The organism is Psychrobacter sp. AT9 (assembly GCF_047272965.1).
Taxonomy (GTDB): Bacteria; Pseudomonadota; Gammaproteobacteria; order Pseudomonadales; family Moraxellaceae; genus Psychrobacter; species Psychrobacter glaciei.
Window position 1 is genome coordinate 2,553,453 of record NZ_JBKOTW010000001.1, and the last position, 16,006, is coordinate 2,569,458.

At 52.0% G+C, this 16,006-nt stretch carries 1 protein-coding gene; it reads right to left on the reverse strand.

Features of this window, described 5'->3' with window-relative positions; all coding sequences use genetic code 11:
• Positions 1–2: 2 nt before the first annotated feature.
• A complete protein-coding gene (locus ACMFL8_RS10725; RefSeq protein ID WP_413190970.1) occupies positions 3–15,512 on the reverse strand; it encodes an ESPR-type extended signal peptide-containing protein in 15,510 nt (5,169 codons plus the stop codon).
• Positions 15,513–16,006: the final 494 nt, after the last annotated feature.

Below are 16,006 nucleotides of genomic sequence, written 5' to 3' on the forward strand. Positions count from 1 at the left end.
TCTTAGAAATGGAAGCCTGCACCAACTGCGCCGCCTGCATTTCCTTGAGTATCTGCTGTACCATTTACCTTGATTACCCAGCGACCATTGTCAGATACTTTTGATAAACCAATGGCAACTGCGCTTTGACCATTATAGGTCGCGATACCACCACCTACCATTGACTTACCAGGGATATAAGCTTGTGGTAGTGAAGACATTGCCATGGCAGCAGAGATACCAGCATTAGCATCGTCTTCTACTTCATTAATCTTATAACCCAACTCGTTAACACTGTTACTCAGCTTGCCATCTAGAGCGCTTAATTGACCGAAATTGACTGCATCATTGACCTCGACACCGTCAGCGACACCAGTGATCGTCTTACTACCTGCGTTAATGCCTTCAGTTGTCATGCTTGGACCGTTAGCTATCGTTACGCCATTTGTATTGACTGTGGTATTGCCAGTCGTCACCGTATCTGCAGTAACACTGTCTACGCTGATATTGCCACTCAAATCGAACTTGATACCGCTATCAGTCGTAGTAGTGGTGATGTTATCACTACCTTCAAAGCTAACGGCAGTGCTATCCCCTATTGATTTATCGACATTAGTTCCAGTGTCAGCACTAAAGCTTAATCCAGTATCCAGTCTATCGGTATTGGCTTGAATATCTTCATTAGCCTGAGCATTACCGTTATTTACAGCAGCAATCGCATCGTTAAGATTGTTTGCTCCCGTACCACCAATATTACTGGCTGTCAGGTTACCGTCAGCATCGAGTGCAGCGTCACCACCGATAATACCAGCAACATCATTGCCTAAGTCAAACAGCTGACCACCATTGATAGCATCGGTACTGCCTGCATTGATAGCGCCACCATTTACATTGGTGATGGTAGTGCCAGCAGCACCGCCACCTAGCGTAATGCTGCCTTTATTAACAGTATCGTCTGGGTTTGTGTCGTATTGAACGGTACCTGCTGTTAAATCTGCTAAGCCATCAGATACTGCATCAACTTGGCCTTTGGTTGCAGCATCTGTTGCTAATACACCATCAGCTACGTTGGTAATAACGGTGCCACCCGCGTTGAAGCCAGCTGCGGTCACACTTGGACCTGTCGGTGCACCTGCGCCATCAATGAAGCTGATGCCGCCTTGATTGACTGAGATGCCGTTGTTGCCAGCCGCATCAGTTGCGCTAAAGCCTTCTGCGCCATAGTTGCTGGTGTTCGTGCCGTCAGTGACGCTGGTGCCTGCACCCGTTAAGGTGGTGACATTGCCTGCGTCGTCGTCGATGATGTTGCCTGTGGCAGTGCTTACGTTGGTGTTGCCTGCACCGTCATCTAAGGTTGAGCCGATAGCGGTGTAGTCAGCGCTGTTGCCAGCTGTGTCTACAACATTGGTGCCGCCTGTGGTGATGGTGGTTGCGTTGCCTGCACCGTCATCAATAGCAACGCCTGCGTTGTTGACCACAGTGTCACCCGTGGTGACGCTGCCGTTAACGCCTAGGTCAATGTTCTCAGCAAGGTCGTAGTTGATACCGTTGTCAACATCGTTGGTTACGACAAGGTTGCCATCAGTGTTAGTGAAGTCAACAGTCTCGCCCAATTGAACGTTGTCATCAGCACCACCTGCAGCACTGACGTTAAAGCCTAGGTTCGACTGTGCTTGGATGTCAGCAATGTCGCCTGTGTTGATGGTGGTACGGCCGTCTAGGTTGCCAAGTGCATCTCCAACGTTGTCGAAGGCTGCAGTGGTATTTGTGTTGGTACCGTTATCTAAGGTGTAAGTTGGTGCGGTCACTTCTCCTGTCGCAGGGTCAAAGGCTGATCCACCACCTAAGTTAGCTGCTATAGAGTCCGCTGCTGTGTTCAACTGACTGCCGTTGATGGCGTCGGTTGAGCCATCAGCCAAACTGCCATCTGATACGCTGGTAATAACCGTGTCACCCGCATCGATACCTGTGGCTGTGATGCTAGGACCGACTGGCGTGTCTGTGGCATCTAAGAAGGTAATGCCTGCTTGATTAAAGACAGTACTGGTGGTGCCGTCCGTTGCGGTGAAGCCTTCTGCGCCATAGTTGCTGGTGTTCGTGCCGTCAGTGACGCTGGTGCCTGTGGCTGAGGTAATGGTTACATTGTCTGAGTCATCGAATATTACATTTCCTTGTGCACCACTGAGGTTAACGTTACCTGAATCGTCGAGTATCGCATTACCAATGGCACCACTTAAGTTAGCATTTCCTGAATCGTCAAATATCGCATTACCGATGGCAGCGCTGGCATTGGTGTTGCCTGAGTCATCCGTTAAGACTGTACTAGCAGCGCCGTAGTTACCAGTGTTGCCATTGCCGTCAGTGACGTTTGTGCCTGCACCCGTTAAGGTGGTGACATTACCTGCGTCGTCATCGATGATGTTGCCTGTGGCAGTGCTTACGTTGGTGTTGCCTGCACCGTCATCTAAGGTTGAGCCGATAGCGGTGTAGTCAGCGCTGTTGCCGGCTGTGTCTACAACATTGGTGCCGCCTGTGGTGATGGTGGTTGCGTTGCCTGCACCGTCATCAATAGCAACGCCTGCGTTGTTGACCACAGTGTCACCCGTGGTGACGCTGCCGTTAACGCCTAGGTCAATGTTCTCAGCAAGGTCGTAGTTGATACCGTTGTCAACATCGTTGGTTACGACAAGGTTGCCATCAGTGTTAGTGAAGTCAACAGTCTCGCCCAATTGAACGTTGTCATCAGCACCACCTGCAGCACTGACGTTAAAGCCTAGGTTCGACTGTGCTTGGATGTCAGCAATGTCGCCTGTGTTGATGGTGGTACGGCCGTCTAGGTTGCCAAGTGCATCTCCAACGTTGTCGAAGGCTGCAGTGGTATTTGTGTTGGTACCGTTATCTAAGGTGTAAGTTGGTGCGGTCACTTCTCCTGTCGCAGGGTCAAAGGCTGATCCACCACCTAAGTTAGCCGCTATAGAATCCGCTGCTGTGTTCAACTGAGAGCCGTTGATGGCGTCGGTTGAGCCATCAGCCAAACTGCCATCTGATACGCTTGTAATAACCGTGTCACCCGCATCGATACCTGTGGCTGTGATGCTAGGACCAACTGGTGTGTCTGTGGCATCTAAGAAGGTAATGCCTGCTTGATTAAAGACGGTACTGGTGGTGCCGTCCGTTGCGGTAAAGCCTTCTGCGCCATAGTTGCTGGTGTTGACACCGTCAGTGACGTTGGTGCCTGCACCCGTTAAGGTGGTGACATTGCCTGCGTCGTCGTCGATGATGTTGCCTGTGGCAGTGCTTACGTTGGTGTTGCCTGCACCGTCATCTAAGGTTGAGCCGATAGCGGTGTAGTCAGCGCTGTTGCCAGCTGTGTCTACAACATTGGTGCCGCCTGTGGTGATGGTGGTTGCGTTGCCTGCACCGTCATCAATAGCAACCCCTGCGTTGTTGACCACAGTGTCACCCGTGGTGACGCTGCCGTTAACGCCTAGGTCAACTGCTTCTGCCAGTTGGATGCTTAGACCGTCTGTACCATTGGCAACCACGCCGATGTTACCAGCGGTTAAGGTGGCGGTTGATCCGCCTGTGATGTCTAGTGTTGAACCTAGTGGACGGTTGACATCTGTACCACTGTCGCCTGCGAAGTTAAGACCAGCTGCTGTGACGCCATTGATTGCTGTATTTACGTCACCAGCATTAACGCCGTTGGTTGCATTGGCCGCGTCGGTCACGTCGCCGCCGCTTGCTACGTTGGTAATGACCGTGTTGCCTGCATTGAAGCCAGCTGCGGTCACACTTGGACCTGTCGGTGCGCCTGCGCCATCAATGAAGCTGATGCCGCCTTGATTGACTGAGATGCCGTTGTTGCCAGCTGCGTCCGTTGCGCTAAAGCCTTCTGCGCCATAGTTGCTGGTGTTCGTGCCGTCAGTGACGCTGGTGCCTGCACCCGTTAAGGTGGTGACATTGCCTGCGTCGTCGTCGATGATGTTGCCTGTGGCAGTGCTTACGTTGGTGTTGCCTGCACCGTCATCTAAGGTTGAGCCGATAGCGGTGTAGTCAGCGCTGTTGCCAGCTGTGTCTACAACATTGGTGCCGCCTGTGGTGATGGTGGTTGCGTTGCCTGCACCGTCATCAATAGCAACCCCTGCGTTGTTGACCACAGTGTCACCCGTGGTGACGCTGCCGTTAACGCCTAGGTCAACTGCTTCTGCCAGTTGGATGCTTAGACCGTCTGTACCATTGGCAACCACGCCGATGTTACCAGCGGTTAAGGTGGCGGTTGATCCGCCTGTGATGTCTAGTGTTGAACCTAGTGGACGGTTGACATCTGTACCACTGTCGCCTGCGAAGTTAAGACCAGCTGCTGTGACGCCATTGATTGCTGTATTTACGTCACCAGCATTAACGCCGTTGGTTGCATTGGCCGCGTCGGTCACGTCGCCGCCGCTTGCTACGTTGGTAATGACCGTGTTGCCTGCATTGAAGCCAGCTGCGGTCACACTTGGACCTGTCGGTGCGCCTGCGCCATCAATGAAGCTGATGCCGCCTTGATTGACTGAGATGCCGTTGTTGCCAGCTGCGTCCGTTGCGCTAAAGCCTTCTGCGCCATAGTTGCTGGTGTTCGTGCCGTCAGTGACGCTGGTGCCTGCACCCGTTAAGGTGGTGACATTGCCTGCGTCGTCGTCGATGATGTTGCCTGTGGCAGTGCTTACGTTGGTGTTGCCTGCACCGTCATCTAAGGTTGAGCCGATAGCGGTGTAGTCAGCGCTGTTGCCAGCTGTGTCTACAACATTGGTGCCGCCTGTGGTGATGGTGGTTGCGTTGCCTGCACCGTCATCAATAGCAACCCCTGCGTTGTTGACCACAGTGTCACCCGTGGTGACGCTGCCGTTAACGCCTAGGTCAACTGCTTCTGCCAGTTGGATGCTTAGACCGTCTGTACCATTGGCAACCACGCCGATGTTACCAGCGGTTAAGGTGGCGGTTGATCCGCCTGTGATGTCTAGTGTTGAACCTAGTGGACGGTTGACATCTGTACCACTGTCGCCTGCGAAGTTAAGACCAGCTGCTGTGACGCCATTGATTGCTGTATTTACGTCACCAGCATTAACGCCGTTGGTTGCATTGGCCGCGTCGGTCACGTCGCCGCCGCTTGCTACGTTGGTAATGACCGTGTTGCCTGCATTGAAGCCAGCTGCGGTCACACTTGGACCTGTCGGTGCACCTGCGCCATCAATGAAGCTGATGCCGCCTTGATTGACTGAGATGCCGTTGTTGCCAGCCGCATCCGTTGCGCTAAAGCCTTCTGCGCCATAGTTGCTGGTGTTCGTGCCGTCAGTGACGTTGGTGCCTGCACCCGTTAAGGTGGTGACATTGCCTGCGTCGTCGTCGATGATGTTGCCTGTGGCAGTGCTTACGTTGGTGTTGCCTGCACCGTCATCTAAGGTTGAGCCGATAGCGGTGTAGTCAGCGCTGTTGCCAGCTGTGTCTACAACATTGGTGCCGCCTGTGGTGATGGTGGTTGCGTTGCCTGCACCGTCATCAATAGCAACCCCTGCGTTGTTGACCACAGTGTCACCCGTGGTGACGCTGCCGTTAACGCCTAGGTCAACTGCTTCTGCCAGTTGGATGCTTAGACCGTCTGTACCATTGGCAACCACGCCGATGTTACCAGCGGTTAAGGTGGCGGTTGATCCGCCTGTGATGTCTAGTGTTGAACCTAGTGGACGGTTGACATCTGTACCACTGTCGCCTGCGAAGTTAAGACCAGCTGCTGTGACGCCATTGATTGCTGTATTTACGTCACCAGCATTAACGCCGTTGGTTGCATTGGCCGCGTCGGTCACGTCGCCGCCGCTTGCTACGTTGGTAATGACCGTGTTGCCTGCATTGAAGCCAGCTGCGGTCACACTTGGACCTGTCGGTGCACCTGCGCCATCAATGAAGCTGATGCCGCCTTGATTGACTGAGATGCCGTTGTTGCCAGCCGCGTCCGTTGCGCTAAAGCCTTCTGCGCCATAGTTGCTGGTGTTAACACCGTCAGTGACGCTGGTGCCTGCACCCGTTAAGGTGGTGACATTGCCTGCGTCGTCGTCGATGATGTTGCCTGTGGCAGTGCTTACGTTGGTGTTGCCTGCACCGTCATCAATAGCAACCCCCGCATTGTTGACCACAGTGTCACCCGTGGTGACGCTGCCGTTAACGCCTAGGTCAATGTTCTCAGCAAGGTCGTAGTTGATACCGTTGTCAACATCGTTGGTTACGACAAGGTTGCCATCAGTGTTAGTGAAGTCAACAGTCTCGCCCAATTGAACGTTGTCATCAGCACCACCTGCAGCACTGACGTTAAAGCCTAGGTTCGACTGTGCTTGGATGTCAGCAATGTCGCCTGTGTTGATGGTGGTACGGCCATCTAGGTTGCCAAGTGCATCTCCAACGTTGTCGAAGGCTGCAGTGGTATTTGTGTTGGTACCGTTATCTAAGGTATAAGTTGGTGCGGTCACTTCTCCTGTCGCAGGGTCAAAGGCTGATCCACCACCTAAGTTAGCCGCTATAGAATCCGCTGCTGTGTTCAACTGACTGCCGTTGATGGCGTCGGTTGAGCCATCAGCCAAACTGCCATCTGATACGCTTGTAATAACCGTGTCACCCGCATCGATACCTGTGGCTGTGATGCTAGGACCAACTGGTGTGTCTGTGGCATCTAAGAAGGTAATGCCTGCTTGATTAAAGACGGTACTGGTGGTGCCGTCCGTTGCGCTAAAGCCTTCTGCGCCATAGTTGCTGGTGTTCGTGCCGTCAGTGACGCTAGTGCCTGCACCCGTTAAGGTGGTGACATTGCCTGCGTCGTCGTCGATGATGTTGCCTGTGGCAGTGCTTACGTTGGTGTTGCCTGCACCGTCATCAATAGCAACCCCTGCATTGTTGACCACAGTGTCACCCGTGGTGACGCTGCCGTTAACGCCTAGGTCAACTGCTTCTGCCAGTTGGATGCTTAGACCGTCTGTACCATTGGCAACCACGCCGATGTTACCAGCGGTTAAGGTGGCGGTTGATCCGCCTGTGATGTCTAGTGTTGAACCTAGTGGACGGTTGACATCTGTACCACTGTCGCCTGCGAAGTTAAGACCAGCTGCTGTGACGCCATTGATTGCTGTATTTACGTCACCAGCATTAACGCCGTTGGTTGCATTGGCCGCGTCGGTCACGTCGCCGCCGCTTGCTACGTTGGTAATGACCGTGTTGCCTGCATTGAAGCCAGCTGCGGTCACACTTGGACCTGTCGGTGCGCCTGCGCCATCAATGAAGCTGATGCCGCCTTGATTGACTGAGATGCCGTTGTTGCCAGCTGCGTCCGTTGCGCTAAAGCCTTCTGCGCCATAGTTGCTGGTGTTCGTGCCGTCAGTGACGCTGGTGCCTGCACCCGTTAAGGTGGTGACATTGCCTGCGTCGTCGTCGATGATGTTGCCTGTGGCAGTGCTTACGTTGGTGTTGCCTGCACCGTCATCAATAGCAACCCCTGCATTGTTGACCACAGTGTCACCCGTGGTGACGCTGCCGTTAACGCCTAGGTCAATGTTCTCAGCAAGGTCGTAGTTGATACCGTTGTCAACATCGTTGGTTACGACAAGGTTGCCATCAGTGTTAGTGAAGTCAACAGTCTCGCCCAATTGAACGTTGTCATCAGCACCACCTGCAGCACTGACGTTAAAGCCTAGGTTCGACTGTGCTTGGATGTCAGCAATGTCGCCTGTGTTGATGGTGGTACGGCCATCTAGGTTGCCAAGTGCATCTCCAACGTTGTCGAAGGCTGCAGTGGTATTTGTGTTGGTACCGTTATCTAAGGTGTACGTCGGTGCGGTCACTTCTCCTGTCGCAGGGTCAAAGGCTGATCCACCACCTAAGTTAGCCGCTATAGAATCCGCTGCTGTGTTCAACTGACTGCCGTTGATGGCGTCGGTTGAGCCATCAGCCAAACTGCCATCTGATACGCTTGTAATAACCGTGTCACGTGCATCGATACCTGTGGCTGTGATGCTAGGACCAACTGGTGTGTCTGTGGCATCTAAGAAGGTAATGCCTGCTTGGTTAAAGACGGTACTGGTGGTGCCGTCCGTTGCGGTGAAGCCTTCTGCGCCATAGTTGCTGGTGTTAACACCGTCAGTGACGCTGGTGCCTGCACCCGTTAAGGTGGTGACATTGCCTGCGTCGTCGTCGATGATGTTGCCTGTGGCAGTGCTTACGTTGGTGTTGCCTGCACCGTCATCTAAGGTTGAGCCGATAGCGGTGTAGTCAGCGCTGTTGCCAGCTGTGTCTACAACATTGGTGCCGCCTGTGGTGATGGTGGTTGCGTTGCCTGCACCGTCATCAATAGCAACCCCTGCGTTGTTGACCACAGTGTCACCCGTGGTGACGCTGCCGTTAACGCCTAGGTCAACTGCTTCTGCCAGTTGGATGCTTAGACCGTCTGTACCATTGGCAACCACGCCGATGTTACCAGCGGTTAAGGTGGCGGTTGATCCGCCTGTGATGTCTAGTGTTGAACCTAGTGGACGGTTGACATCTGTACCACTGTCGCCTGCGAAGTTAAGACCAGCTGCTGTGACGCCATTGATTGCTGTATTTACGTCACCAGCATTAACGCCGTTGGTTGCATTGGCCGCGTCGGTCACGTCGCCGCCGCTTGCTACGTTGGTAATGACCGTGTTGCCTGCATTGAAGCCAGCTGCGGTCACACTTGGACCTGTCGGTGCACCTGCGCCATCAATGAAGCTGATGCCGCCTTGATTGACTGAGATGCCGTTGTTGCCAGCCGCGTCCGTTGCGCTAAAGCCTTCTGCGCCATAGTTGCTGGTGTTAACACCGTCAGTGACGCTGGTGCCTGCACCCGTTAAGGTGGTGACATTGCCTGCGTCGTCGTCGATGATGTTGCCTGTGGCAGTGCTTACGTTGGTGTTGCCTGCACCGTCATCTAAGGTTGAGCCGATAGCGGTGTAGTCAGCGCTGTTGCCAGCTGTGTCTACAACATTGGTGCCGCCTGTGGTGATGGTGGTTGCGTTGCCTGCACCGTCATCAATAGCAACCCCTGCGTTGTTGACCACAGTGTCACCCGTGGTGACGCTGCCGTTAACGCCTAGGTCAACTGCTTCTGCCAGTTGGATGCTTAGACCGTCTGTACCATTGGCAACCACGCCGATGTTACCAGCGGTTAAGGTGGCGGTTGATCCGCCTGTGATGTCTAGTGTTGAACCTAGTGGACGGTTGACATCTGTACCACTGTCGCCTGCGAAGTTAAGACCAGCTGCTGTGACGCCATTGATTGCTGTATTTACGTCACCAGCATTAACGCCGTTGGTTGCATTGGCCGCGTCGGTCACGTCGCCGCCGCTTGCTACGTTGGTAATGACCGTGTTGCCTGCATTGAAGCCAGCTGCGGTCACACTTGGACCTGTCGGTGCGCCTGCGCCATCAATGAAGCTGATGCCGCCTTGATTGACTGAGATGCCGTTGTTGCCAGCTGCGTCCGTTGCGCTAAAGCCTTCTGCGCCATAGTTGCTGGTGTTCGTGCCGTCAGTGACGCTGGTGCCTGCACCCGTTAAGGTGGTGACATTGCCTGCGTCGTCGTCGATGATGTTGCCTGTGGCAGTGCTTACGTTGGTGTTGCCTGCACCGTCATCAATAGCAACCCCCGCATTGTTGACCACAGTGTCACCCGTGGTGACGCTGCCGTTAACGCCTAGGTCAATGTTCTCAGCAAGGTCGTAGTTGATACCGTTGTCAACATCGTTGGTTACGACAAGGTTGCCATCAGTGTTAGTGAAGTCAACAGTCTCGCCCAATTGAACGTTGTCATCAGCACCACCTGCAGCACTGACGTTAAAGCCTAGGTTCGACTGTGCTTGGATGTCAGCAATGTCGCCTGTGTTGATGGTGGTACGGCCATCTAGGTTGCCAAGTGCATCTCCAACGTTGTCGAAGGCTGCAGTGGTATTTGTGTTGGTACCGTTATCTAAGGTATAAGTTGGTGCGGTCACTTCTCCTGTCGCAGGGTCAAAGGCTGATCCACCACCTAAGTTAGCCGCTATAGAATCCGCTGCTGTGTTCAACTGACTGCCGTTGATGGCGTCGGTTGAGCCATCAGCCAAACTGCCATCTGATACGCTTGTAATAACCGTGTCACCCGCATCGATACCTGTGGCTGTGATGCTAGGACCAACTGGTGTGTCTGTGGCATCTAAGAAGGTAATGCCTGCTTGATTAAAGACGGTACTGGTGGTGCCGTCCGTTGCGCTAAAGCCTTCTGCGCCATAGTTGCTGGTGTTCGTGCCGTCAGTGACGCTAGTGCCTGCACCCGTTAAGGTGGTGACATTGCCTGCGTCGTCGTCGATGATGTTGCCTGTGGCAGTGCTTACGTTGGTGTTGCCTGCACCGTCATCAATAGCAACCCCTGCATTGTTGACCACAGTGTCACCCGTGGTGACGCTGCCGTTAACGCCTAGGTCAACTGCTTCTGCCAGTTGGATGCTTAGACCGTCTGTACCATTGGCAACCACGCCGATGTTACCAGCGGTTAAGGTGGCGGTTGATCCGCCTGTGATGTCTAGTGTTGAACCTAGTGGACGGTTGACATCTGTACCACTGTCGCCTGCGAAGTTAAGACCAGCTGCTGTGACGCCATTGATTGCTGTATTTACGTCACCAGCATTAACGCCGTTGGTTGCATTGGCCGCGTCGGTCACGTCGCCGCCGCTTGCTACGTTGGTAATGACCGTGTTGCCTGCATTGAAGCCAGCTGCGGTCACACTTGGACCTGTCGGTGCGCCTGCGCCATCAATGAAGCTGATGCCGCCTTGATTGACTGAGATGCCGTTGTTGCCAGCTGCGTCCGTTGCGCTAAAGCCTTCTGCGCCATAGTTGCTGGTGTTCGTGCCGTCAGTGACGCTGGTGCCTGCACCCGTTAAGGTGGTGACATTGCCTGCGTCGTCGTCGATGATGTTGCCTGTGGCAGTGCTTACGTTGGTGTTGCCTGCACCGTCATCAATAGCAACCCCTGCATTGTTGACCACAGTGTCACCCGTGGTGACGCTGCCGTTAACGCCTAGGTCAACTGCTTCTGCCAGTTGGATGCTTAGACCGTCTGTACCATTGGCAACCACGCCGATGTTACCAGCGGTTAAGGTGGCGGTTGATCCGCCTGTGATGTCTAGTGTTGAACCTAGTGGACGGTTGACATCTGTACCACTGTCGCCTGCGAAGTTAAGACCAGCTGCTGTGACGCCATTGATTGCTGTATTTACGTCACCAGCATTAACGCCGTTGGTTGCATTGGCCGCGTCGGTCACGTCACCGCCGCTTGCGACGCTGGTAATAACCGTGTCACCTGCATCGATACCTGTGGCTGTGATGCTAGGACCAACTGGTGCACCTGCGCCATCAATGAAGCTGATGCCGCCTTGATTGACTGAGATGCCGTTGTTGCCAGCTGCGTCCGTTGCGGTGAAGCCTTCTGCGCCATAGTTGCTGGTGTTAACACCGTCAGTGACGCTAGTGCCTGCACCCGTTAAGGTGGTGACATTGCCTGCGTCGTCGTCGATGATGTTGCCTGTGGCAGTGCTTACGTTGGTGTTGCCTGCACCGTCATCAATAGCAACCCCTGCATTGTTGACCACAGTGTCACCCGTGGTGACGCTGCCGTTAACGCCTAGGTCAATGTTCTCAGCAAGGTCGTAGTTGATACCGTTGTCAACATCGTTGGTTACGACAAGGTTGCCATCAGTGTTAGTGAAGTCAACAGTCTCGCCCAATTGAACGTTGTCATCAGCACCACCTGCAGCACTGACGTTAAAGCCTAGGTTCGACTGTGCTTGGATGTCAGCAATGTCGCCTGTGTTGATGGTGGTACGGCCGTCTAGGTTGCCAAGTGCATCTCCAACGTTGTCGAAGGCTGCAGTGGTATTTGTGTTGGTACCGTTATCTAAGGTGTAAGTTGGTGCGGTCACTTCTCCTGTCGCAGGGTCAAAGGCTGATCCACCACCTAAGTTAGCTGCTATAGAGTCCGCTGCTGTGTTCAACTGACTGCCATTGATGGCGTCGGTTGAGCTGTCAGCTAGACTGCCGCTTGCGACGCTGGTAATAACCGTGTCACCTGCATCGATACCTGTGGCTGTGATGCTAGGACCAACTGGTGCACCTGCGCCATCAATGAAGCTGATGCCGCCTTGATTGACTGAGATGCCGTTGTTGCCAGCTGCGTCCGTTGCGGTGAAGCCTTCTGCGCCATAGTTGCTGGTGTTAACACCGTCAGTGACGCTAGTGCCTGCACCCGTTAAGGTGGTGACATTGCCTGCGTCGTCGTCGATGATGTTGCCTGTGGCAGTGCTTACGTTGGTGTTGCCTGCACCGTCATCAATAGCAACCCCTGCGTTGTTGACCACAGTGTCACCAGTAGTGACGCTGCCGTTAACGCCTAGGTCAATGTTCTCAGCAAGGTCGTAGTTGATACCGTTGTCAACATCGTTGGTTACGACAAGGTTGCCATCAGTGTTAGTGAAGTCAACAGTCTCGCCCAATTGAACGTTGTCATCAGCACCACCTGCAGCACTGACGTTAAAGCCTAGGTTCGACTGTGCTTGGATGTCAGCAATGTCGCCTGTGTTGATGGTGGTACGGCCGTCTAGGTTGCCAAGTGCATCTCCAACGTTGTCGAAGGCTGCAGTGGTATTTGTGTTGGTACCGTTATCTAAGGTGTAAGTTGGTGCGGTCACTTCTCCTGTCGCAGGGTCAAAGGCTGATCCACCACCTAAGTTAGCCGCTATAGAATCCGCTGCTGTGTTCAACTGACTGCCATTGATGGCGTCGGTTGAGCCGTCAGCTAGACTGCCATCTGATACGCTTGTAATAACCGTGTCACCCGCATCGATACCTGTGGCTGTGATGCTAGGACCAACTGGTGTGTCTGTGGCATCTAAGAAGGTAATGCCTGCTTGATTAAAGACGGTACTGGTGGTGCCGTCCGTTGCGGTGAAGCCTTCTGCGCCATAGTTGCTGGTGTTAACACCGTCAGTGACGCTGGTGCCTGCACCCGTTAAGGTGGTGACATTGCCTGCGTCGTCGTCGATGATGTTGCCTGTGGCAGTGCTTACGTTGGTGTTGCCTGCACCGTCATCAATAGCAACCCCTGCATTGTTGACCACAGTGTCACCAGTGGTAACGCTGCCGTTGATGCCTAGGTCAATGTTCTCAGCAAGGTCGTAGTTGATACCGTTGTCAACATCGTTGGTTACGACAAGGTTGCCATCAGTGTTAGTGAAGTCAACAGTCTCGCCCAATTGAACGTTGTCATCGGCACCACCTGCAGCACTGATGTTAAAGCCTATATTCGACTGTGTTTGAATGTTAGCGATGTCACTTGTGTTGGTTGCGGTACGGCCATCTAGGTTGCCTAATGCGTCACCAACGTTATCGAAGTCTGCAGTGGTATTTGTGTTGGCACCATTATCTAAGGTGTAAGTTGGTGCGGTGTAGGTATCAGTTGCTGCATCATAAGCGGCATTGCCACCTAAGGCAGCTAAGTTACCAGTTGAGCGAGTGGTGTTGTCATCAACCGTAGTACTCAACCCTTCCAATTGGCTGACGTTGACAGCATCGGTATCAGCGCCGCCTGCAGCAACGTTGGTTAGCCGACGTTCACTGCCTGCATCACCGATACTGACAACATTACTGCCTACTGCTGTTCCTACGACGGTTGCTCCTGTCGGAACAAAGCTTGCGACGGTAGACTCAGCCACAGTAGTATTATTACCGATACCTACTGCCCCATCCAGCCCTGCTGCAATACTGATGTTATTACCAATAGCAAATGCATTGTCAGCATCGATGGTATTATCGTTACCTAGTGAGTAGCTACCTGTCCCCGTGATAGTGCTAGGATCACCAATAGCACCTGAGTTATTGCCTGAGACGATGTTGCCTGTACCTATACTGATAGTAGACGAACCTGTAGCCTGACTGCCTGAGCCTATTGCCACAGAGTTAACATCGCCTGCATTGGAATTGGTCCCAATTGCAATACTGTTGACGCCTGCTGCTGCAACGTTAGAACTGGTACCTAACGCAATACCATTAGTTGCCCCTGTTCCAACCGTCGCGGTACCACCTGCGGCGATACTAAAATCTGCCAAAGCGTATGACTGACGTCCAATGGCAACCGAGCTGTTACCAGTTGATCGGTTAGATGTTCCTAAAGCTACTGACGAAGTATCGCTAGCCAAGTTACCAACACCCAAGCCTACTCCATAACTACCACTTGTAAGGTTACCTTGACCAAGTGCAATACCATGAAAATCACTGGTTACTTGGTTATTATTACCCATTGAAACACCGCCACCCAAACCCGTCGAGTTTGAATTACCAATAGCAACTGACTTAGCCGTATTTACCGTCGTACCAGTAGGGTATGCAAAAACAGGATCAACCGCACCTCTTCGATCACCAATTTGCTGATTTGTTACATTATTGGTAGCATTAACAGTGTTTTGGCTACCCATCGCTACTGAATCAGGAGCATCGTTGGCAATCGTGGAGTTTTGACCCAAAGCAACACTATTGACACCGTTAGCTTCAGCATTTAGACCAATAGCAACTGCTTGATCAGCGGTAGCTTTTGCACCACCACCAAAAGCGATCGTATTATCAGCAGTGGCTCTGGTAGCGTCTGCTTCGTTATAGCCATAACCACCATAGCCCAAAGGATCATTATTTAAGTCTGTAGCACCAATAGCGATACTACGATAACCGGAAGCATTGGAGGAGTGACCAATGGCCGTAGAGCCATCTCCAGTAGCGGAAGAAACCACACCACTCGCTTGTGAGAATCGACCTGTTGCTGCAGACTGTAGCCCTGTAGCGATAGCGCCATCAGCAGTAGCAACAGCCGCTACGCCTAAAGCGACAGAAGACCCACCAATAGCTCTTGCCTGACTACCATAAGCCGTTGATAAATTACCAGTAGCAGCTGCATTGCTACCGACTACGGTTGAAGAACTAACAGTATCTGAGTTTGCACTAGAGTAAAGAACGCCGCCAGGGTTACTAGCTCCAGGATTATTTGGGTCTCCTGCATCACCATTATTAGGGTTTCCTGCATCGAGAAGATTGAAATCCCTATCACCTGTGCTTGTATTACAACCGATCGCGATTGAGTTTGGAGTAACTGCATTGGCTGCATTATCAGTATTAACGACTCCGTCAACTGGTATTCCTGTACAGACAGATATCGCTGTACCATCTCCTACTCCCCCAAGTGTCCCTGTTTCAGCTAGTACCTGCGTTGACAGCGTGAGCCCTGTCGCGGCCAGTGCCACCGTGAGACTACTCAAGCGCAGCAATCGTGCCCCTGTCGATACAGCGGCTGATGCGCTAGAAGTAGAGCTTACAGCGGAGTTGGAAGACTTGCCACGGCTCTTTGCATATTCTGCAACTGCAGTAAAGCATCCCAGTGATTTATTCCAAATAACTTTATAATTACGGTTCATAATAAATATTCCTTTATCTATGAAGAGAACTGATGTAAGACGACAAGATCTAAATGTATTTACTGCAAAAAAGGCAACCTTGCTCTAGGCTTGAAACTGGTATTTTTTATGTTGAAAAAATTCAGATATATCATTAACAAATTGTATACCCATGTTTATTATTCTATTACAAAGAAAAAAATAATCAATAACTAAAAATACTATATATAAACTTTGTGTAATTATTATTAATTTAATCACAACAAAAACATTGCTATGATGCAATTATTACGATAATTTATGTAAATAAATACAATATTTACCCTTAAAAATATTTGCATAATATATATTTGTAACACACCATTCGGCATCTAAAAAACTCTAGCCGTTTTTTGATTTCAGGCCTTTGTATACAAGACAATCGAGTACATAAAAATAAAATATATGCAAAAAATACTGATGTATAAATACGTGTATTTAAAATATTTATACGACTAAATTCATATAACTTACCT

Excerpts from the sequence above, each read along its gene's own strand:
- ACMFL8_RS10725 (WP_413190970.1), bottom strand. The coding sequence starts at position 15,512 with ATGAACCGTAATTATAAAGTTATTTGGAATAAATCACTGGGATGCTTT.